Genomic DNA, 21,756 nt, shown 5'->3' on the forward strand with positions numbered 1-21,756 from the left:
GTTTAATGACTACATATACCCGCAGTGCACCCGTCGTTTAACTGGGATGCTTCTTTAGGGGAAGCGACGGCAAATCTCGATTCTATCGGACATGGAATAGCTGATGTAGGAACAGTCAGCGATGATGAGTTAGAGACGTTGCTTCATTGCAACGATTTGCCACATTTGCAACAGTCTGGGCGGCATAGGGCTTCGGAAGTAAATCTAAGCTTGAGCGAAACCCTTGTCGTTCCAACTGTATGCGGATTCCACCCCGCGTGCCGGGGATTTGGCACGACATTTGCTTTATATATTACCAAAAGAGCGAAACTTTCCTTCGCCCGGGGCAATTATAACTACCAAAATTCAAGGAGGAACTATTATGTCAGAAATTGCTGTAAGACACACACGTGAAGAGTGCTTTGCGCACACCGATGATTGGAAAAAACCTTATGATGGAAGCATCTTTGATATGTTCAAGGATGGATCCTTTGAACTGATCGATCTGTCCAACCCGTTTGGCAGAGGCAATCCGCTTTGGCCTTCCAACGGAGACTTCCATATAGACAGAGTACAGCATATGCCGATGCACTACAGATTACTGCAGACATTCAATGATTTCCATATGCACAACTCTACCCATGCTGATTCTCCGGCCCATGTTATTCCGGAAAGCCCGTTCACCCATGAGCTGCCGATCCAGAACTACTTTGGAGAAGCTGTATGCCTAGACATCCCGAAGGGAAAATGGGAACTGATTACCGTAGAAGAGATCGAAGAGGCTGCGAAAAAGGTTCCGGGCGGAATCAAAGAGGGAGACTGGGTTCTGCTGAATACCGGTACGCACAGACGCTGGGGTGAAAACGACGATTACTTCGCATACAGCCCAGGCCTCTCCATCGAAGGTGCGAAATGGTTCGTTGAACATCATGTAAGAGGCGTCGGCTTTGACATGCAGGCCATCGACCACATTCTGTACACCTATGCTGCAGACCACGGCCCTGGTCCATATGTTCCGCGTATTACAGAAGAATACGAGGAGCTGCACGGACATCCGGCAAAGGATGATTTCCCTGAGTGGGAGCCTTGCCACGACATTCTCATGGCCAACAATGTCATGGGCATTGAGAACCTGGGCGGCGACTTAGACAAGGTAACCAACCAGAGATTCCTATTCTGCGCATTCCCGCTTCGCTGGTACATGGGTGACGGTACCATCGTTCGTGCCGTTGCATTTGTTCCGTCTGACAGAGTCAACAAAGACGTACCTGACAAAGTATATCCATACGGCGTATATTAAAATTCAATGGGAAATTCCGCCTGGCGGGATTTCTCTTATCATATAAAAAGAAAGGTTAAAGCAAATGGACAATAAGAAGAAGGTGGCCATTCTCGGGGCAGGGGTCATGGGGACAGGCATCGCCCAGACCTTTGCCATGAAGGGACACCAAGTCAAAATCATCTATGTTTACGATGACAAAGAGAGGGCAAAGCCCCTAGAAACCATGAAAGAAGGGCTGCAGGTTCTGGCGGACAACGGGGTTATCGAAAGTGACACGATACCGGAAATTTTAGAAAGAGTATCCTGCACAGAGAGCCTGGAAGAAGCGGCAGAGTTTGCAGACGTGATCTTTGAATGTATCGTAGAAAACCTGGCAGTAAAACAGGACTATTTTGCCAAGCTGGACGGACTTTGCCCGGAAACCACGATTCTGGCAACCAACACATCGGCCATCAGCGTGACGGAAATTGCCGAAAAGGCAGTCTACAAGGAACGGATCATCGGTACCCACTTCTGGAAACCGGCCTATCTGATGCCTCTGGTGGAAGTCATCAAGACGGAATATGTTTCAGAGCAGGTGGTGGAAGCGACCTATGGACTTCTGGAAGAAGCGGGTAAATGCCCCGTTATCGTACAGAAGGACGTGCCGGGATTTTTGGCAAACAGGATGCAGCACGCCTTGTTTAGAGAAGCGATTTCTATCGTGGAAAACGGTATTGCAACGGCGGAGGATGTGGACAAAGCCGTAAAAAATGGATTTGGCATGAGGCTGGGAGTCATGGCGCCCATGGAAGTCATCGACTCCGGCGGCATCGACTTGACTTACAGCATCCACGATTACCTTTTTCCGCACATTGAGAGTTCGACAAAACCGTCGCCACTTCTCAAAGAAAAACTGGACGAAGGCAAGCTGGGTTTTAAAACCGGCGAAGGTTTCATGAAGTGGAGCCAGGAGGATATGGAGGCATCACAGAAAAATCTGATTGAAGGCTTAATCAAAGTGGCTCGGGTCCTTGACCGCATATAAAGGGAGGAAAATATGGCATTAATGACAGCAGCAGAATATATTGAGAGTCTGCGAAAACTGAATACGAGGGTTTATCTGTTTGGTGAGAAAATTGACAACTGGGTGGATCATCCCATTATCAGACCTTCCATCAACTGTGTAGCCATGACCTATGCCCTGGCACAGAACCCGGAATACGAAGAAATCATGACAGCGAAATCCAATATCACAGGAAAGACCATCAACCGGTTTACTCATCTCCATCAGAGCAGCGACGATCTGATAAAAAAGGTGAAGATGCAGAGGCTGTTGGGACAGAAGACGGCCAGCTGTTTTCAGCGGTGTGTCGGTATGGACGCTTTTAACGCTGTCTATTCTACCACTTTTGAAATAGATGAAAAATACGGAACAGCCTATCACGATAGATTTGTGAAATTCCTGGAAATGGTACAGGAAGAAGACCTGACGGTGGACGGTGCTATGACGGATCCCAAGGGCGATCGCGCGAAAGCGCCGCACCAGCAGGACGACCCGGATTTGTTCCTTCATATCGTAGAGAGGCGGGAAGACGGCATCGTGGTAAGAGGTGCAAAGGCGCATCAGACCGGCTCTATCAATTCCCATTGGCACATTATTATGCCGACCATCGCTATGAGAGAGGCAGACGGAGACTATGCAGTTTCCTTTGCCTGCCCTAGCGATGCAGAGGGACTATACATGATTTATGGCAGACAGTCCTGCGATACCAGGAAAATGGAGGAAGACGCCGACATCGATGTGGGAAACCGCAAGTTCGGCGGGCAGGAAGCTTTGGTCGTCTTTGACGATGTATTTATTCCAAATGAATATGTCTTTATGGCAGGAGAATACGATTTTGCCGGCATGATGGTGGAGCGTTTTGCCGGATATCATAGACAGAGTTACGGCGGCTGCAAAGTGGGCGTGGGCGACGTGGTCATCGGTGCGGCGGCCTTAGCAGCAGAATACAATGGTTCTGAAAAAGCCTCTGCTGTGAAAGAGAAGCTGATTGAAATGACCCACCTCAATGAGACACTTTATTCTTGTGGCATCGCCTGCTCCTGCGAAGGCTGCAAGACCAAGGCCGGAAACTATCAGATTGACCTGCTCCTGGCCAATGTATGCAAACAGAATATCACCAGGTTTCCATATGAAATCGTTCGTCTTGCGGAAGATATCGCAGGCGGACTGATGGTGACCATGCCGAGCCAGAAAGACTTTACATCTGATACTGTGGTCGGTAAGAATGGTGAAACGGTAGGCGACATCTGCAACAAATACTTTGCGGGACGAAGTGACGTGAGCACAGAAGACCGGATGCGTGTACTGCGGTTCTTGGAAAACGTCTGTCTGGGCAGCGCTGCCGTAGGCTATCGAACGGAGTCCATGCACGGCGCCGGATCTCCACAGGCGCAGAGAATCATGATCGGCAGACAAGGAAATATTGAACAAAAGAAAGAATTTGCAAAGATCATTGCTGGAATCAAAAGATCATAGAGAGGAAAGACCGGAGACAATCGCGTCTCCGGTTTTGTTTACCTGATAATTTGTACTATAGATAACAAGATGCCCTAAAGCAGCTGGAATACTTAGCTCGAACCTACAAAAAACGGATTTCTGTAACCGAACTTTATGGCAGCCAACAGAAAATGCAGTTGAATTTATAGTCAAAATTGTTTAAATGGAGTACAATAGAGAAGAAAGCGATCAAACGAGCGATATTTTGGAACGTAACAGTCCGGAGGTGAAGAGCATGCTGTTTAATCAGAGCACGAATGAATTTTCACTGTCGGAAGCATATTGGAAATAGAGTATGGAGAAGCCAAGGAGGACGCTATAATGGTTAGAATAAACGACAATTGCACGGGATGCGGCCGTTGCATAGTTGACTGCATTTCGGATGCGATTATGATAAAAGACGGCAGGGCAAAGGCAGTGCGGCCCTGCATAGCCTGTGGCCACTGCTATGCGATCTGCCCAGTAAAAGCACCTGTGCTTTCTGGAGTAGACATGGAGGACGTTGAGGAGATAAATCCGGCAGCATTTGTGGACAGTAAGGCCCTGTTACATACCATTAAAGGACGCAGGAGTATTCGTAAGTATCAAGAGCGGTCTATCGAAGAAGATAAGCTGGATTTGCTCTTTGAGGCGGGAAGATATACTGCCACCGCAGTCAACTATCAGGACCTGCGTTTTATCGTAGTACAGGAGAGACTGGCGGAATTCAAAGAGCTGATTTGGAATGGACTGGCCGAGATGGCAAAGAGTCCGGAGAAATATCCCGACATTGAGCGGTATGCCGGACATCTGAAGAAGAAAGCAGAAAATCCGGCTGACGACTACCTGTTTCGCAACGCGCCGGCAATCATTTTCGTAGTTACTGACAGGCCGGTAGATGCCGGCATGGCAGCGCAGAACATGGAGCTGGCGGCTGTCGCCCAGGGCCTAGGGGTTATGTATAATGGTTATATGGTCAGAGCTGCCAACATGGTTCCTGGAGCGGCAGAATGGCTGCAGACGATGGGAAGACCAGTATCGGCATGTATGCTGGCAGGTTATCCTGCTGTGACCTATTTAAGATCTGCACCGAGGAAAGAGGCTGATGTTATTAGAAAATGATGTATACGATGAACTCCAATCCGGCGAGCAGTAAAACGCACAAAATCAAAGTTTTGGGCATTTCTTGCATGAGACCTGCCAGCGATTTGCTATGCAAACCGGGCTAGGGCCTCAAAGACGGGGAGTTCAGCATGAATTCTGTCATGCAAATCACCTCTTGTTCTTTGGACAGAATATCATCAAAATAAATTCTTGCAGAGCGTCACGATTTGACAAATTTCTGACTCTCCTTTCGCTATACTTATTAAGTACCAGCTAGGGGGGAGTTTTTCTTTTGGTTATCTATGGGGAGTATCTTTTTTTAGAGAACTTCATAACAGGAATTATCATCACTTATTTTACTGGCAGAATTGCTGGGGAAGAGTTGAAACGGTGGAGGATCGTTTTATGCGGCATTTGCTGCGGCATCTATTCCTTTGTTATTTTTACCAGCATTGCAGGGGTTTTGTCACTGGCAGGAAAAATAATTTTTGCAGGGCTGATTACCTGGCTCGCATTTGGGAAAGGATTGTTAAAGAGAATGGTTTTCAATGCTATTCTCTTTCTAATTGTCACTTTCCTCTATGGAGGGATAACCATAGCGCTGTTAACCGCTTTTAGCTGGGAAGGGATCACAACTGCGGAGGGACTGTACATGCCGCATATTACATATCTGACTGTGACGTCAGCTGCAATTGCTGGGATGCTCATCGTTTTGCTCACCGTCAGCTTAATCAAAGCGAAGCGCCAAGAAGAAAGAAGTGCCGTAGAGACGATTGTTTGTATGGGGGATAAGCAATGGAACCTGGAAGGGTTTATAGATTCAGGCAACTTTTTGAAAGAACCGCTTACGGGCAGGCCCGTAGCTGTGGTGAGCAAAGCTTTGATGGAGCAGATGCTGGCAGGCATAGAAGATGCGCGCGTCAGATACACTGTGATTCCATACAACGCCGTAGGGGTGAAAACGGGAATCCTGGACGGTTATAAAGCCGATTATGTAAAAATTCCGGGAAAGATGATAAAGAAGCCTGTTCTGGCCGTGAGTGAAGACCTCTGGCCCACAGGGGGAAATGAGCGACAGATACTTCTGCCTGGAAGTATGCTAGAAAGGGGTATATATGCTAAGTTTGACTAAGGCCAGGAATTTTCTCCTGAAATTATTGGGGTTTTCAGGAAAGAGTATATTTTACATAGGCGGAAACGACGTACTGCCGCCGCCGCTTGAGAGGGATGAAGAGATGAGGATGCTCGAAGAATACGCCAAAGGGAGTATGGATGCAAGGGCAGTCTTGATCGAGCACAATCTGAGGCTGGTGGTGTATATCGCAAAGAAATTTGAGAATGCAGGCGTCAATGTGGAAGATTTAATTTCTATCGGGACTATAGGATTGATCAAAGCTGTCAATACTTTTAAGATAGACAAGAACATCAAGCTCGCCACCTATGCGTCCAGATGCATTGAAAATGAAATTTTGATGTATCTGCGCCGGGATGTGAAACGTAAAAGCGAAGTATCGCTGGACGAACCGCTGAACGTGGACTGGGACGGCAACGAACTGCTTTTGTCCGATATCCTGGGAACAGAGAACGACGTTGTCAGCACGCGGCTTGAAGAAGAGGTCAATCGAAAGCTCCTCTATCACGCTTTGACAAAGCTTTCTGACCGGGAAAAACAGATCATGGATATGCGTTTTGGCCTGAAAACCGGCAGAGAAATGACGCAAAAAGAAGTGGCTGATGCCATGGGTATTTCACAGAGTTACATATCGAGGCTGGAGAAAAAAATTATCGAACGGCTTCAACGGGAAGTGCAAAAACTGGGATAAATTTCAACGATTATTTACGGTCTGCGTGCACAACATATACATATCAAAATTTATGAAAGCAGGCTGGTGAAATATGGCAAATAAAGTTGAGATCTGCGGTGTCAATACCGCAAAGCTTCCCGTGTATAAAGACTGGGAAATGCAGGAAATGTTGCAGGCAATCAAGGCAGGCGACACGAGCATCAGAGAAAAATTCATAACAGGAAATCTGAGATTGGTACTTAGTGTAATCCAAAGATTTAACAACAGGGGAGAAAACCCCGACGACCTGTTTCAGGTAGGCTGTATCGGGCTGATTAAAGCCCTGGATAATTTTGATTTAAGTCATGGTGTAAAATTTTCGACCTATGCAGTGCCGATGATTATCGGCGAAGTGCGCAGATATCTTCGCGATAACAACAGCATCAGGGTATCCAGATCCCTGCGGGATATCGCATACAAGGCGCTGCAGGCAAAGGAGCAGCTCAGCAGTGAACTGTCCAGAGAACCGTCGATTTCAGAGATCGCCAAAGAAATTGACGTACCTCGCGAGGATGTGGTACTGGCCATGGATTCCATCCAGGAACCAGTTTCCCTCTTCGAACCGGTTTTCCACGATGATGGGGACGCAGTCTTCGTCATGGACCAAGTGCAGGATACGAAGAATACTGACGAAAAATGGATTGAAAATATTTCTCTCTCTGAGGCGATGAATAAGCTTTCTCCGAGAGAAAAGCATATTCTGACCATGCGCTTCTTTGAAGGGAAAACCCAGATGGAAGTAGCAGAGGAAATATCCATCAGTCAGGCTCAGGTATCCAGACTGGAAAAGAATGCATTGAAATATATGCGTAAATATGTGTAATAATTATAATATCCTTCTTTTATTGAGGACTGCCCATGCAAGCGTGGCAGTCCTTTTTTTAAAACATAGGAAATATCGTCTGAAGGACGTATTTCCGTATGTTTCAAAGAATGTACCTTACGAAGAGTCGCCCCTTGTGGGCGACATGAGTGCATAGGGGCAACGCTCCGTCATGCACTCGTTTTTTATAGAATTATATTAATGTTTTAATTAGTTTGTAGACATCTGTAAAAGGATTGGCGTCAATTCCAAAGGGCTGCAACTTACCATTGTCCCTATGGTAGTCTTCCAATTTTGCAGCGTTATGTATTGCATTGGTAAGATGTGGAGATAATATTTCGGCTATATCGAATTTTTTATCATAATCAGATATATAATTCTTCAGCAATGAAGCCACTGCGTTGTAATCTTTCAAGTAGCTTGTAGAATACTTAAAGTGCATTAGATACCACAGTTCAAAACATGGATTAGACAGAGCAATGTTGATGTCGTTTTTTGCAGCCAGGTTTCTAGCATTCATCAACTGGGTGTTTTTTAAACGAATAGGATCAGGGTTGTTGTAATTTACATCTCCATCAGCAACAATCCAAATCTGATCACCATAGGAAGTGGAAATTTGGTTCTTATTTTTGTACTCAATCGCTTTTTTCACCAAACTGAGATAATCAGTCCTAGAGCCTTTTTGCTTGTTGCCAATAATTTGAATTTCTATATTTTTCTGCCTTGTCCTAAAATAGTCAAAATACCTCGGTTCTGTTTGAGATCCCTCGGTTACAATTAGTGTAACGGGTTTGACTTTTCTACGCCTGGAACCACGTTTTTCAATTTTTCCATTTGTCATCAGAGTATTCCTCCCTTGATAAAAGGAATTGCACCATATCGACCGATTAAATAATTTTTTTCTATTTTTGCATCTTTACGTACAGAGAAGTCATAGAGCGAGAATAAGTCTGTTATTGCGGTCTTGTCGTCTTTTTCCGTAAACCAAATTTGATCGCGACGGAGAATGTCAAGATCGAGCAGGTTTGTGTTATGAGAAGTGAAAATAAGCTGAGCTCCATTGGGGTTTTGCTCTGCACTATTAAATAAAGAGACGATATGTTTTGTCAAGAGAGGATGGAGGTGTGCATCAATTTCGTCTGCAATTAGTAATCCCCCTGATTCTAAAGTGTCCTTTATAAGGCCGACGAGTTTAAAGTAACTGTTGGTTCCATCGGATTCTTCATCCATACGGAGCTTGTAAGTGGATAAATTACCGTGATCATCTGATACTTGATGAACAGCATCAACTCTATTACGGTAATTTCTATGATTCTCTGAAAATAAGGAATCTAAGCCGTAATCGACTACCTCATCGGGATTTTTAATCTGAAGGCTCTTTATCCCTAAATCTGCAATCTGAAGCATTTCGACAATTTGCGAACAGTAAACTTCATTCCTTAATTTTGTAAAATCCAAGATGAAATTATCGAGGCTGCTATATTTACAAAGGACGATACAAGATGCAAACCATTGAAATGCTGGCTTCACTTTGTCATAGTTCCAGTTGGCGGCTGTTGACAAGTAGAGTTTATTTGGCGAGTTTCGGTCTTTTAGGCTGTTCTGCAAATCAATATCGGAAGTAAAACGGTACTGATCTGTATGTTTTCTTTCAAAGATTAAAGCTGGTCGTCCCAGGGGGTAATGGTATAAATATTCCTCTGTTATTTCTTTTTCGGTGACGGAGAAACCATAGTCGTAACGGATTCCATTCACGGTGAAAATTACTTCAAATCTACTGGGATCTAAAAACGTTTGCTCACTAAACTTGAATGGAACCCTTCCAGTCAATTTGTTTAACTGCCTTTCGTGAGATGTTAAAACATAATCCACCATGAACCAAAAAGCATTTAAAATGTTAGATTTTCCAGATGCGTTAGCTCCATAGATTACTGCAGATTTTAGATAGTTGGCTCGTTTGTCTGATGAGATTAAGTGGCCTGGGTGTTCCTTGTCATTGCTTGCGAGCAAGGAAAAGGTCACCTTTTCCTTGATAGACAAATAATTTTCTACACTGAACTGAATTAGCATATCATTCCTCCTTAAATAGTGGATAAAAAATATTATACCCCTAATTATGAGAAAATACAACGAAAATGGGGAATTAAAATTATAAAATAAAGCATTTAAATTAAATCAGTTTGGTTTATGTGTCAGGTGTGAAGAGGTTAGAAAGACGGCAAGACCACATTCTCTTGAAAAATCAGAGACGCAGTGGTATACTGTCTCCATTGGAAACGAAGACAATGCATTTACATAAGGAGATTACAAACATGCTTAAGAATAAAACCGTCCTCCTGGGCATCAGCGGGGGCATCGCGGCATATAAGAGCGCATACCTTGCAAGCCGCCTCGTCAAAGAGGGCGCAGAGGTTCACGTCATTATGACTTCCCACGCCTGTAACTTCATCAACCCCATTACTTTTGAGACTTTGACAGGCAACAAATGTATCACGGATACCTTTGACCGCAACTTTCAGCATAACGTAGAGCATGTGGCTCTGGCAAAAAAAGCTGATGTGTTCATGGTCGCGCCAGCGACGGCCAACGTTATGGCAAAACTGGCTCACGGCCTGGCTGACGATATGCTGACCACCACTTTTCTGGCCTGCAAACGCCCTAAGATCGTGGCACCAGCGATGAACACTAACATGTACGAAAATCCCATCACACAGGACAATATGGACACATTGCAGCGCTACGGAATCCAGGTTATCAAACCTGCATCCGGCTACCTTGCCTGTGGCGATGTTGGAGCCGGGAAAATGCCGGAACCGGAGGTTCTGTTCCGCTATATAGAAAGAGAAATCGCCTGTGAGAAGGATATGACGGGAAAGAAGGTTTTGATCACGGCAGGCGCTACCCGGGAATCCATGGATCCGGTCCGCTTCATCACCAACCATTCCACGGGAAAAATGGGTTTTGCCCTTGCCAGGGAATGTATGCTGCGTGGCGCAGAAGTGACCCTGGTCAAAGCGCAGACCACAGCGGAACCCCCGATGTTTGTAAATGTAGTGGAGGTATCCAGCGCGGCAGATATGTTTGAAGCTGTGACTACAAGAGCCGATGAGCAGGACATCATCATCAAAGCCGCTGCAGTCAGCGATTACACGCCGGCAGAAGTCAGCGACCAGAAGGTCAAGAAGAAAGACGGAGATTTGTCCATTGCCATGAAACGGACGAAGGATATTTTGATGCACCTGGGAGAACACAAGCAAGAAGGACAGTTCCTCTGCGGGTTTTCCATGGAGACCGAGAATATGCTGGAAAATTCCAAGGCAAAGCTGCTGAAGAAAAACGCCGACATGATTGTAGCCAACAATCTGAAAGACGCAGGAGCAGGCTTTGGCACGGACACCAACCTGGTTACCATGATCACAAGGGACGACATCAAGGAACTCACGCTGATGGGCAAAGACCAGGTGGCGAAGGCCATCATCGACGAAATCATGAATAGATAAGGGCAGATAGAGCATGCATCATGTATGCTCTATTTTGATGGTAACGAGTTTCTTTACCGATGTGGCAGTCATGGCGCGATCTGATATAATGGTTAAAGAATGTTAACGAAAGAGAGGAAAAAGGATGGTAGAGCATGTGATAAAGATAGATCGAGAGAGATGTATCGGCTGCGGAATGTGTAAAAAGGACTGCGCTGCGCACAATATTGAGATGAGGAACGGGATGCCATATGTCATTACGGACGATTGTATCCAGTGCGGCCATTGCGTCGCCGTCTGTCCGAAGGAAGCAATTTCAATCGGAGGATATGAGGAGGCGCTGCCCGTGCAGACCAAAGAGACCCGCCTGGATCCGGCGCAGGTACTTGACGTGATCCGTTTTCGCAGGACCGTAAGACAGTTTCAGGATAAGGCGGTTCCGGCAGAGGTGCTGGAACAGATTCTCGAGGCCGGACGGCTGACCCACACGGCAAAGAACCTGCGGGACGTTTCCTTTGTCGTATTGGACAAAGAAAAAGATAAATTCGAAGGGATGGCTGTGAAACTTTTTCGCAGAATCAAACCCTTTGCCGGGTTGTTCAGCTCCATGGTAAGAAGAAACCAGGTGGACGACCACTTTTTCTTTTTTCATGCACCGCTGGTCATCGTCATCGTGGCAAAAGACCGTACCAACGGTGTCCTGGCGGCACAAAATATGGAATTTGTGGCAGAGGCAGGCGGGTTAGGCGTGTTGTTCAGCGGTTTCTTTGCATCGGCGGTCAATGTTTCAAATAAGATAAAAAAGGCGCTGGGCATACCGAAAGGTAAAAAAGCCGCCGCAGTGCTGGTGTTAGGTTATCCAAAGGTAAAATACCATAGGGCAGTGCCACGGGAAAAAATAGACGTGAAATATCTGTAGAGGTGAATTTTGATGGACAAAGAATGTGAAGTACGATTAGAAAAGATCACGAAGGGGTTTCAGGAATGCCGAAGCGCTTTTACCGCAATCGGTGATGAGACGAGACAACTGATTCTGCTGGTACTTTTAGAGAGCGACCTGTCGGGCATCCGCGTTGGAGAAATTGCAGAGAAAGCCCATCTGACCAGGCCTTCCGTATCGCACCATCTGCAGATATTGAAGTCCGCCGGCATTGTCAACATGAGAAAAGAGGGAACCAAAAACTTCTATTATATCAGCGCAGATGAGACAAGGTGGAAAGCAATTGCGGATTTGATCAATCTAGTCAATGAAGGAGTCAGGCATATTGGAGATGTTCGATAACTGGCCTCTTGACAATCTCGTCTAAAGTGCTATAATCAAAAAGCAAATGATTTGCAAATTCTATTGAGTTGCAATTTGAACGATGACGAGCAAAGGAGAGTCCATGCTGGAAGTGATTTTAGAGGCGCTGGTTGACAGCTTCAAGCTGCTTCCGTTTTTGTTCCTCACCTATTTAGTGATGGGTGTGCTGGAACATGCGGCCAGTGACCGTCCAAGAAAGTTAATACAGGAAGCCGGGAGAGTGGGTCCAATCTGGGGCGGACTGATCGGCGCTTTTCCGCAGTGTGGATTTTCTGCGGCAGCGTCCTACTTTTATATAGGCAGAGTCATTACCCTGGGCACCTTGATTTCTATCTACATGTCCACCTCTGATGAGATGCTGCCGATTTTGATTTCAGAAAAGGTGGCAGGGCTGACGATTTTAAAGATCATGGGCACAAAGGTCGTAATCGGTATGATCAGCGGTTTTCTGGTCGAACTTTTCTTCGGCTGGATGGCGCGGAGGAAGAAGCGGCCAAGGGATTTTGACGGGGAACCTCATAGCGGCCACTGTGACTGCGGCGCGGGAATTTTTGTCGAAGCGGCGCGGCATGCGCTGAAGGTATTTCTCTTTATCCTGATCGTATCACTGGCAATCGGCCTTTTGATCTACTTTGTCGGAGAGGAAAATATCTATTTGCTCTTTTCCAATGTGCCAGTTCTGGGAGAAGCAGTCGCCGGATTGGTCGGTCTGATTCCCAACTGTGCTGCATCGGTGGTCATCACACAGCTCTATCTTGACGGCATCATCAGTGCAGGTCCTATGATGAGCGGACTTCTTGTCAGCGCTGGCGTCGGGCTGCTGGTGCTGTTCAAAGAAAATACCCATCCGCGGGAAAGTCTGTCGATTGCGGCGATTTTGTACGTGGTCAGCGTTGCCTGGGGCGTGCTGATTGAAATTCTGGGGATCACATTTTGATGGATTTAAAAGGTAACAATTATGGCAGTCAATGAATATAAAACAAATAGCAGAATAAAGATTATGGAATACTTGATAGAAAGTAAAGAGCGGGCGGTCAGCGTCAGTGATATCGCAAGTCACATGAAAGAACAGCATTGTTCCGTCAATGTGACGACCATTTACAGATATTTAGATAAATTAGAGAAGGACGGCAACCTGATCAAATACGCTGCTGAGAAGGGCGACAAGACGACCTATCAGTATGTGGAGAGAGAACACAAGTGTGATGAACACCTCCACCTCAAGTGCGTCAAGTGCGGCGCGGTGATTCATCTGGACTGCTGCTTTATGGCTGAAATCTCTCGCCATATCGCGGAAGATCACGGTTTTGCCCTGCAGTGCAGGAATTCCGTCATCTACGGACTTTGCAGCCAATGCCAGAAAATGCAAAATAAACAAAAAGTATGATTGACAAAATGGGCCTTTTCCGTTATTCTATCTATCAATATATTGAAACAGAAAGGTGGGATTTGGTACATGGACGATGGCGACAGTGATACAAGTAAAATGATAACTACTCCATGTAGTGTTATGGTGATATAGAGGTACCGTCTGTACAAACTTTGTGACAGACGATACCTTTTTGTGTTTTTTTAGCTAAAATGCAGCATGATAATATATGGAGGATATAAAAATGATTGGACCGATTATTTTACAGATTGTATTGATTTTCTTAAATGCGACCTTTGCCAGCGCAGAGATTGCAGTGATTTCTATGAATGATAATAAGTTGAAGCGGATGGCTGCCGAAGGTGATAAGCGGGCGGTGCGCCTTTCTGCACTGACTGCACAGCCAGCCAGATTCCTTGCTACCATACAGGTTGCCATTACTCTGGCAGGTCTTCTGGGCAGTGCTTTTGCTGCAGACAGTTTTGCCGGCCCATTGGTAGATGCCATGATGAGTTGGGGCATCACTGTTCCAGCCAACGTCTTAAAATCCGTTTCCGTCATTCTGATTACCCTGATTCTGGCCTACTTCAATCTGGTTTTCGGCGAGCTGGTGCCGAAACGGATTGCCATGAAGAAAGCGGAATCTCTGGCACTGGGCATGTCGGGGCTGCTCCACGGCGTATCAAAGGTGTTCGCGCCGCTGGTGTTCCTATTGACGGTTTCTACCAATCTGATTCTCAGACTGCTGGGCATCGATCCCGATGAAAACGACGAGCAGGTGACGGAGGAAGAAATCAGAATGCTCTTGGTGGAGGGCAACCAGCAGGGAGTCATAGATCCTGATGAAAATGAGATCATCCAAAATGTCTTTGAATTTGACGACATTGCCGTTGAACAGATCTGTACCCATAGAGTTGATGTACTGGCGCTCAGTACGGAAGACACACTGCAGGAGTGGGAGAAGATCATCTATGACGGCAGACATACCTATTATCCGGTCTGCGGAGACAGTATCGACGACATCCTGGGCGTTTTGGATACAAAGGATTATTTCAGAAGTGGAAAGAAGAATTTGGAAGACATCATGGAAAAAGCCGTTAAAAAAGCATACTTCATACCGGAATCCATGAAAGCCAACGTTTTGTTTAGAAATATGCGCCAGAAAGGTGTCTACTTTGCCGTGGTCATCGACGAGTACGGCGGTTTGTCCGGCATTATTACCCTGCACGACCTGATGGAAGCGCTGGTTGGCGATCTCCACGACGAGGAAGAAGAAGAAAAACCGGAAGACATTCAAAAGATTGACGAAAACAAATGGCTGATCTACGGCTGTGCAGACATTGACGATGTCAGCGAGGAGCTGGCAGTCGACTTGCCTGTAGAGATTTATGATACCTTCGGCGGATTTATCTGCGGGCTGATCGCGGAGATTCCAGAGGATGGCAAAGGCTTTGCCATCGAGACAGAGAGCCTGGCCATCGAAGTGCACAGTGTGCAAAATCATAGAATTGGCTCAGCCACCGTTGTGAAGAAATAGCGGAATTTTTTTTCTGTCGAAGAGACGGCTTTCTGTTGCGAGAGGATTGATTACATGATAGAATATTTGTATCAGGCTAATGACGAGCGTAGGCGAAAACAGAACGTAGTGTTTGCGGTTGAATGATAACCAAAGACGACAGAAAGAGAGGTGCATCTTTTGTCGAAGGAAACAGAAATGATCTTAGAAGCGCTCAAGGATTTACAGGGTGGTATGACAGAGTTGAAACAAGAAATGTCAACTACGAAAACAGAGCTGCAGAAGGAAATAGCGAGTACGAGAACAGAGCTGCAGAAGGAGATGTCGACTACGAAAACAGAGCTTCAAGGGGAGATAGGCTCACTGAAAAAAGAGATGTCAGACACCAGAACAGAGCTGCAAGGTGAGATAGGTTTATTGAAAAAAGAGATGACATTGGTGAAGGATGACATCACATCGATGAAAGGTGACATCAGTTCACTGAAAAATGAGACGACGTTGATGAAGAGTGAGATGACCTCATTGAAGAACCAGACTAAATCGATCAAGGTGATTCTTGAAAATGTAACGAACCGTCATCTCAAAACGATTGCAGAAGGGCATTGCGATTTGTCCAGAAAGCTGGATGAAGCCATCAAGGGAAATGTTGATGAAGAACAGCTTCTGGTTCGTGTCGGTCTGCTGGAAGATGATGTAAGGTTACTAAAAGAAAAGGTAAATACAATTGCATAGAAATGCAGGAAAAGTAAGCAGGGCAGTTCGCATTAAGCGGACTGCCTTTTACAGTCCGCAAAAAGTGACGGATTTCTATACAAATCGGCAGTTTTGACGTTTGCACTAGCAAAATCTCGGGTCTATAATAACGTTAAGTTTTAAAGATATTGTTAGATTTTGTGATTGGAGATAGTAGAAAATGAACACTTTGAAACATAAGATAGAACGTACAGCCTTTGCGAAAGCCTTTGATGTGGCTTACGACAAAATGGGGAAAGACAGGCAGCACGAACTGAAAAAGATGTTCGACATGGCAAAGCCCTATATCGATCAAACTGACGTTGTCATCGACTATGAGAAGGCAGAAGAAATGATCATGAACGAGGACGGCGCTCTCGTCAAATACATAGACCGATTTGTGGGGGAACTGGACAAAAATGTATTGAAGACGGCGGTATTGAACTTCGGATTTGAAGCCATGTTCTGTGGCACCAAGGTCATGGAAGATGCGCGTGAGAAGTACCAATGCAACGTGCCGTGGCTGATTTTGATGGATCCGACCAGTGCCTGCAATCTGCACTGCACCGGCTGCTGGGCAGCAGAGTACGGCAACAAATTGAACTTGTCCTTTGAGGATATGGACGATTTGATTGCACAGGGCAAGGAGCTGGGCATCTTTTTCTACATGTATACTGGCGGAGAGCCTTTGGTCAGGAAGGATGACCTGATCAAAATCTGTGAAAAACACAGAGACTGCGCATTTATCGCCTTTACCAACGGAACGCTGGTAGACCAGGCGTTCTGCGACGATCTGAAGAGGGTGGGAAACCTCTACCTTGCCATCAGCCTGGAGGGATCAAAAGACGTCAACGACCAGAGAAGGGGCGAGGGTGTTTATCAGAAAGTTATGAGCGCCATGGATCTGCTGAAAGAAAACGGCTGCCTCTTCGGCACATCGATCTGCTATACCAGCAGCAATTACGAGAAGGTTACTTCTGACGAGTTCATCCAAATGGAGATCGACAAAGGTGTCAAGTTCTCCATGTACTTCCACTATATGCCTGTGGGTAACGACGCTTCGCCGGATCTTCTGCCGACAAAGGAGAAGAGGATCTACATGTATCATCGCATCAGGGAGATCAGAAATATGATCAGCGGCAAAGGCTTGTTCTGCTTTGACTTCCAGAACGACGGCGAATATGTGGGCGGCTGTATCGCTGGAGGCAGGAACTACTTCCATATCAACGCAAACGGAGATGCGGAGCCGTGCGTATTCATCCACTATTCCAATGCCAACATCAAAGAAAAGTCGCTGCTGGAGGTTCTGCATTCGCCGATCTTTATGGCTTATCACGACAGCCAGCCATTTAACGAGAATCCGCTCAGGCCTTGTCCGATGCTGGAGAATCCGGACATTCTGCCACAGTTGGTTCGAGAGACGGGGGCAAAGTCCACAGATCTGCAATCGCCGGAAAGTGCAGACGACCTCTGCGCCAAGTGCCATCAGTATGCCGAAAGCTGGGGGCCTGAGGCTGACCGGCTTTGGAAGGCTTGCAGTAAGACAATCTAAAAAGGGTATTGATCATCAAAGGGCGGGCCTGCACGGATGCTTTCACAGATCGGGCTGACCGCCCCATTTTTACGTCTTGAATAAATGTCTGGCCGATGATATACTTAAAACCAACGACACTGAATGGAGGTAGAAGATGATATACACAAAAGAAGTCGAGAACATGTGCATCGTCAATAGAGATGCAAATCATGGTCCTGCCCCGATTCCCGAAGAGGGAAAATGGGTACAGGCGAAAGAGGTCAGCGATATTTCCGGTCTGACTCACGGCGTTGGCTGGTGTGCGCCACAGCAGGGCGCCTGCAAGCTGACCCTGAACGTGAAGGAGGGAATCATCCAGGAAGCTTTGATCGAAACCCTGGGATGTTCCGGCATGACACATTCTGCAGCGATGGCTGGAGAAATTCTCGTAGGTAAGACCATTATGGAGGCACTGAACACAGATCTGGTCTGTGATGCGATAAATACAGCGATGAGAGAGTTATTCCTGCAGATTGTATATGGCAGAAGCCAGTCTGCATTCTCTGAAGGAGGCCTTGCAGTAGGCGCTGGTCTTGAAGACTTGGGTAAGGGAACGAGAAGTCAGGTAGGAACGATCTATTCCACCGAGGCGAAAGGCCCTAGATATCTGGAACTGGCAGAAGGTTACATATTGGAAGAAGGTCTTGACGAGAACGACAGTATCATCGGCTACAAATATGTAAATTTGGGTAAGATGATGGATTTCATCAAAGACGGTGTAGATCCTATGGAAGCGATAGAGAAGGCCAGCGGAAAGTATGGCAGATTTGATGAAGCTGTCAAGAAAATCGATCCGCGGAAAGAATAGGAGGCAGGCGAGATGGAATTATTTGAAAACTATGACAGACGAATTGCCGGCATCGAAGCGGCTATGAAAAAATACGGCATCAAGGACCTGGAAGAGGCGAGAAAGATGTGCATTGACAAAGGCTTTGACCCTTATACAATTGTAAAGGGCATCCAGCCCATCTGCTTTGAAGATGCTTGCTGGGCCTATGTTCTGGGAGCGGCCATCGCCATGAAGAAGGGCGCAGTCACTGCTGTAGAAGCGGCCAAGGCCATCGGCGAAGGCTTGCAGGCTTTCTGCATCGCAGGCTCTGTCGCTGATGACAGAAAGGTGGGTATCGGCCACGGGAACTTGGCCTCCATGCTGCTCAGCGAAGAGACGGAGTGCTTTGCATTTTTGGCTGGCCACGAGTCTTTTGCGGCAGCAGAAGGCGCTATCGGCATCGCAAATTCCGCTAACAAGGTGAGAACAAAACCGCTCCGCGTCATCCTCAACGGACTGGGAAAGGACGCTGCTTTGATCATCTCCAGAATCAACGGATTTACCTACGTAAAGACGGACTTTGATTTCTACAGCGGAGAGCTGAAAATCGTCAGTGAGACGCCTTATTCCAAAGGCGACCGGGCAAAGGTAAAGTGTTATGGGGCTAACGACGTGAGAGAAGGCGTGGCCATCATGCACCACGAGAACGTAGACGTTTCCATTACGGGAAACTCCACCAACCCGACCAGATTCCAGCATCCTGTGGCAGGCACCTACAAAAAAGAAAGAGTGCTTGCTGGAAAGAAGTATTTCTCCGTAGCGTCAGGCGGCGGTACTGGAAGAACGCTGCACCCTGACAACATGGCAGCAGGACCATCCTCCTACGGTATGACAGACACCATGGGCAGGATGCACTCTGACGCCCAGTTCGCAGGATCTTCCTCTGTTCCGGCACATGTGGAAATGATGGGTTTCCTCGGCATGGGCAACAACCCGATGGTAGGCGCCAGCGTCGCTGTTGCGGTAGCAGTGCAGGAAGCCTTTCAATAATTGAAAAATGCAGATTTTGTGAGTGGTAACCATCTATGACATTATTACAATTACGATATGTCATTGCATGTGTTGAAAATGGGACAATTGCAAAAGCGGCCCAGGCGATTTACACTTCTACCTCCAACTTGAGTCAATCGATCAGAGGTTTAGAAAGCGAAGTCGGATTTGAGATTTTCCATCGCTCAAACAACGGGATTACTTTAACAGAAAAGGGCACTGTTTTCTTGGAGCATGCAATGAAGATTCAGTTGGAGATTGATACTATTGCAAAGCTGAAAGAGGCAGAAACGGTCAATCGATTTTCCTGCACTTGTATGCATTTGCCATATTGCTATATGGCATTTGAATCTTTGTGCAGACATTATGAAGAAAAAGATAATTATCTCCTCTCAATTGATGTGGCCTTTCTTCCTAAATGTATAGAAGCTGTACAAATGCATCTATCGGAAATTGCTGTAATTTCGATGCCGGAAGTGATAGCCTCCATTGAATGCCAGAGGATTAAGGACCAAGGACTATCAATTCAAATGCTAGCTGAGCAGCATTTGAATATTAATCTGCGCGCAGATCATCCTGCACTTGCCGACAATACAGAGGGACAGTCCTTTGAATTATCAAAGCTTCATGATTATCCCTATGTCAGTTATCACAGTTCTGCTGATGACGTGATTCATCCATTGGATTTCAGCCATCCAAGCTATTGCCCAACAGAAGCCTTCAATTCGAAAAAACAAATTACAGTTAATAATGTTGACTGGAAGGCTCGCTTAATTGGAAGCACCAACGCTTACGGCATTGGTACGACAGGTCCTGAACAATGGGCTGAGCAATATAACTGGAAGAGTATTCCGGTGGAAGGTGCAAGATCATTTCTATATTATGTATATTCTGATCGATATGAGCTCAGTGAACCTGCACATTATTTCATCAATTATTTATTGAAAATTTTAGAGAAAAATCCGACATAAAAGATAGCGGCCTTACGGGCCGCTATTTTTCGTCCTAAAGTGTAAATCGCCTATGTTAAGTTTTTTCTAAAGGGGGGATAAAGAAAGCTATCACTTCTCAACTGCCAGCAACTGTGAGATAATTTAGAAAATAATTGACAAGGAGGACAAGTGAGATGCCAGGAAACACAGTTCCAAAGAAAAAACTGGATTTTTCTGAGTTAAAAACGGCTGCCAGAAGTTTAGGCAACAGAAATGTAATTTTGCTGATTATTTTCTATGCGTGTATGAATTACTCGTGCTATTACAAGAATGGTTTCAGAGGTTTACTCGTAATGGACGATCACGGAATTTCAGCCACTGTTTACGGAAGTATGATCTCCATTTTTTTGATTTGCGGCTTGCTGATGAGAACGCCAGGAGGTGCGATCATCGATAAGTTCCGCGCAAATATTAAACCGATTTTTATTGTGGCTTCTATTATAAAAGGGGCAAGTGCCTTACTGTATCTGTATGCGACATCAACAACAATGATGTATGCCGCATTCATCATAGACGGACTTCTCTGGTCTTTTGTAGGAATTTTTCCTTATGCACTTTTGGCAACCTTTGTTGATAGGAAAATAGTAGGAACGGCGTTTGCTTTGTGTGAGGGGATCTCCTTTATTGTAGGTTCCTCTGCCCGTGGCTTAGGCGCGAAGATGTTTACCGAAATGGGAGCGACGATTCCGACCTATATTTCTTTTGGAATTCAGCTTGTGGGCGTGATAGCGATATTTTTCTTTGATAATGAAAGGCTGAAAGAAAGCGCTGAAGAAAAAAGAACTGAAGAAAAGAATACACCTTCTGCAGACACACTGCCAGTGAAACAGGATAATCCGCTTAAGAAACTGTTTGCTATGTTTTCTGTTGCGGCTCTTCCATTTGCAATTCTCAATGGCGCGCAGTACATCGTGTATCAGATTGACAGCTCTTTTCTGCCTTACTATGCAGAGAAAATGTCTTTTGATTATCTAACCCCTGCTACTACAGGAGGTATTATAGTAGGCATCATCGGTATCGTAATCGGTATTTTATGTGATGTTGTAAAGCCGGGATATTTCGTCATTTTCGCATTTACAGGCCAGATGCTGTTCCCATTTATCTTAGCAAGTGCAGAAACTTCTGCAATGTTTGGCGCTGCCGTAATGATGTATTATGTAACGAACTGCTATTATATGCCGCTGCAGATCATGGCCGTAAGAAATAGTAAAAACACGGAGCAGGGAAGGGTGAACGGTACGATGCTGTTCTTTATGGATTTCTTCTCTATTATAGCGAATATACTGCTGGGATATTCTGTAGATAATAAAGGGTATACTTTTACGTTTACTTGGCTTGGCTATCTGGGCATCGTGTTGCTGCTTGCATTCATCCTGCTGTTTATCTATCTGCAGAAAAAAGAAAAGAAATTGTCGTGACC

22 protein-coding genes are annotated in these 21,756 nt (G+C 45.8%); 20 read left to right on the forward strand and 2 right to left on the reverse strand.

Features of this window, described 5'->3' with window-relative positions; genetic code table 11:
• Positions 1 to 361: 361 nt before the first annotated feature.
• The 7 genes from BN6539_RS10780 (at position 362) to sigG (ending at position 7,553) form a co-directional block, all read left to right on the forward strand.
• The gene (locus BN6539_RS10780; RefSeq protein ID WP_082907461.1) at positions 362 to 1,279 is read left to right on the forward strand and encodes a cyclase family protein; all 918 of its coding nucleotides are present in this window, start codon (positions 362 to 364) and stop codon (positions 1,277 to 1,279) included.
• Between the two features lie 64 nt (positions 1,280 to 1,343).
• The gene (locus BN6539_RS10785; RefSeq protein ID WP_067537846.1) at positions 1,344 to 2,288 is read left to right on the forward strand and encodes a 3-hydroxyacyl-CoA dehydrogenase family protein; all 945 of its coding nucleotides are present in this window, start codon (positions 1,344 to 1,346) and stop codon (positions 2,286 to 2,288) included.
• A gap of 12 nt (positions 2,289 to 2,300) precedes the next feature.
• Positions 2,301 to 3,782 carry a 4-hydroxyphenylacetate 3-hydroxylase family protein gene (locus tag BN6539_RS10790; protein ID WP_067537847.1) on the forward strand — a complete coding sequence of 494 codons (1,482 nt, stop codon included), beginning with the start codon at positions 2,301 to 2,303 and terminating at the stop codon, positions 3,780 to 3,782.
• Between the two features lie 342 nt (positions 3,783 to 4,124).
• Entirely contained in the window at positions 4,125 to 4,904 is a 780-nt protein-coding gene (locus BN6539_RS10795) for a nitroreductase family protein (RefSeq protein ID WP_067537850.1), read from the forward strand.
• Positions 4,905 to 5,178: 274 nt separating this feature from the next.
• A complete protein-coding gene (locus BN6539_RS10800; protein ID WP_067537853.1) occupies positions 5,179 to 6,018 on the forward strand; it encodes a sigma-E processing peptidase SpoIIGA in 840 nt (279 codons plus the stop codon).
• Positions 6,002 to 6,709: an RNA polymerase sporulation sigma factor SigE gene (sigE, locus tag BN6539_RS10805; RefSeq protein ID WP_067537857.1), complete on the forward strand. Its 708-nt coding sequence runs from the start codon at positions 6,002 to 6,004 to the stop codon at positions 6,707 to 6,709. Before BN6539_RS10800 ends, sigE begins: the two co-directional genes overlap by 17 nt.
• A gap of 73 nt (positions 6,710 to 6,782) precedes the next feature.
• Positions 6,783 to 7,553 carry an RNA polymerase sporulation sigma factor SigG gene (gene sigG, locus BN6539_RS10810; protein WP_067537860.1) on the forward strand — a complete coding sequence of 257 codons (771 nt, stop codon included), beginning with the start codon at positions 6,783 to 6,785 and terminating at the stop codon, positions 7,551 to 7,553.
• A 193-nt stretch (positions 7,554 to 7,746) separates the two neighbouring features.
• Here the strand turns inward: sigG and BN6539_RS10815 are convergent, their stop codons facing one another.
• Together BN6539_RS10815 and BN6539_RS10820 are read right to left on the reverse strand one after the other, a co-directional pair.
• Complete coding sequence (locus BN6539_RS10815) at positions 7,747 to 8,394, reverse strand: RloB family protein (RefSeq protein WP_067537864.1); 648 nt, start codon at positions 8,392 to 8,394, stop codon at positions 7,747 to 7,749.
• Positions 8,394 to 9,623, reverse strand: coding sequence for an AAA family ATPase (locus BN6539_RS10820; protein WP_067537867.1), 1,230 nt, complete (start codon positions 9,621 to 9,623; stop codon positions 8,394 to 8,396). The genes BN6539_RS10815 and BN6539_RS10820 overlap by 1 nt, the downstream gene beginning before the upstream one ends.
• Positions 9,624 to 9,865: 242 nt before the next feature.
• Between BN6539_RS10820 and coaBC the strand changes: the two genes are divergently transcribed.
• From coaBC to BN6539_RS10880, 13 genes are all read left to right on the forward strand, one after another.
• Positions 9,866 to 11,053, forward strand: coding sequence for a bifunctional phosphopantothenoylcysteine decarboxylase/phosphopantothenate--cysteine ligase CoaBC (gene coaBC / locus BN6539_RS10825; protein WP_067537870.1), 1,188 nt, complete (start codon positions 9,866 to 9,868; stop codon positions 11,051 to 11,053).
• Between the two features lie 136 nt (positions 11,054 to 11,189).
• A complete protein-coding gene (locus BN6539_RS10830) occupies positions 11,190 to 11,951 on the forward strand; it encodes a nitroreductase family protein (RefSeq protein WP_330385071.1) in 762 nt (253 codons plus the stop codon).
• Between the two features lie 12 nt (positions 11,952 to 11,963).
• The gene (locus tag BN6539_RS10835) at positions 11,964 to 12,314 is read left to right on the forward strand and encodes an ArsR/SmtB family transcription factor (protein ID WP_067537876.1); all 351 of its coding nucleotides are present in this window, start codon (positions 11,964 to 11,966) and stop codon (positions 12,312 to 12,314) included.
• A gap of 82 nt (positions 12,315 to 12,396) precedes the next feature.
• Positions 12,397 to 13,272, forward strand: a complete 876-nt coding sequence (locus tag BN6539_RS10840; protein ID WP_242869395.1) for a putative manganese transporter — start codon at positions 12,397 to 12,399, stop codon at positions 13,270 to 13,272.
• A 21-nt stretch (positions 13,273 to 13,293) separates the two neighbouring features.
• Positions 13,294 to 13,722, forward strand: coding sequence for a Fur family transcriptional regulator (locus tag BN6539_RS10845; protein WP_067537883.1), 429 nt, complete (start codon positions 13,294 to 13,296; stop codon positions 13,720 to 13,722).
• 226 nt (positions 13,723 to 13,948) lie between these two features.
• On the forward strand, positions 13,949 to 15,241 hold the full coding sequence (locus BN6539_RS10850) for a hemolysin family protein (protein ID WP_118335972.1): 1,293 nt from the start codon (positions 13,949 to 13,951) through the stop codon (positions 15,239 to 15,241).
• Between the two features lie 122 nt (positions 15,242 to 15,363).
• On the forward strand, positions 15,364 to 15,627 hold the full coding sequence (locus BN6539_RS22745) for a hypothetical protein (RefSeq protein ID WP_207645094.1): 264 nt from the start codon (positions 15,364 to 15,366) through the stop codon (positions 15,625 to 15,627).
• Between the two features lie 22 nt (positions 15,628 to 15,649).
• A complete protein-coding gene (locus tag BN6539_RS22750; protein ID WP_207645095.1) occupies positions 15,650 to 15,952 on the forward strand; it encodes a hypothetical protein in 303 nt (100 codons plus the stop codon).
• A 181-nt stretch (positions 15,953 to 16,133) separates the two neighbouring features.
• Positions 16,134 to 17,504: a radical SAM protein gene (locus BN6539_RS10860; protein ID WP_067537891.1), complete on the forward strand. Its 1,371-nt coding sequence runs from the start codon at positions 16,134 to 16,136 to the stop codon at positions 17,502 to 17,504.
• A gap of 136 nt (positions 17,505 to 17,640) precedes the next feature.
• Positions 17,641 to 18,333: an iron-sulfur cluster assembly scaffold protein gene (locus BN6539_RS10865; RefSeq protein WP_067537894.1), complete on the forward strand. Its 693-nt coding sequence runs from the start codon at positions 17,641 to 17,643 to the stop codon at positions 18,331 to 18,333.
• Between the two features lie 12 nt (positions 18,334 to 18,345).
• Positions 18,346 to 19,344: a GGGtGRT protein gene (locus BN6539_RS10870; protein WP_067537897.1), complete on the forward strand. Its 999-nt coding sequence runs from the start codon at positions 18,346 to 18,348 to the stop codon at positions 19,342 to 19,344.
• Positions 19,345 to 19,379: 35 nt separating this feature from the next.
• Entirely contained in the window at positions 19,380 to 20,315 is a 936-nt protein-coding gene (locus BN6539_RS10875) for a LysR family transcriptional regulator (RefSeq protein ID WP_067537901.1), read from the forward strand.
• Between the two features lie 155 nt (positions 20,316 to 20,470).
• The gene (locus tag BN6539_RS10880; protein WP_067537904.1) at positions 20,471 to 21,754 is read left to right on the forward strand and encodes an MFS transporter; all 1,284 of its coding nucleotides are present in this window, start codon (positions 20,471 to 20,473) and stop codon (positions 21,752 to 21,754) included.
• The last annotated feature ends 2 nt before the right edge of the window (positions 21,755 to 21,756 follow it).

The organism is Emergencia timonensis (assembly GCF_900086585.1).
GTDB classification, from domain to species: Bacteria; Bacillota; Clostridia; order Peptostreptococcales; family Anaerovoracaceae; genus Senimuribacter; species Senimuribacter timonensis.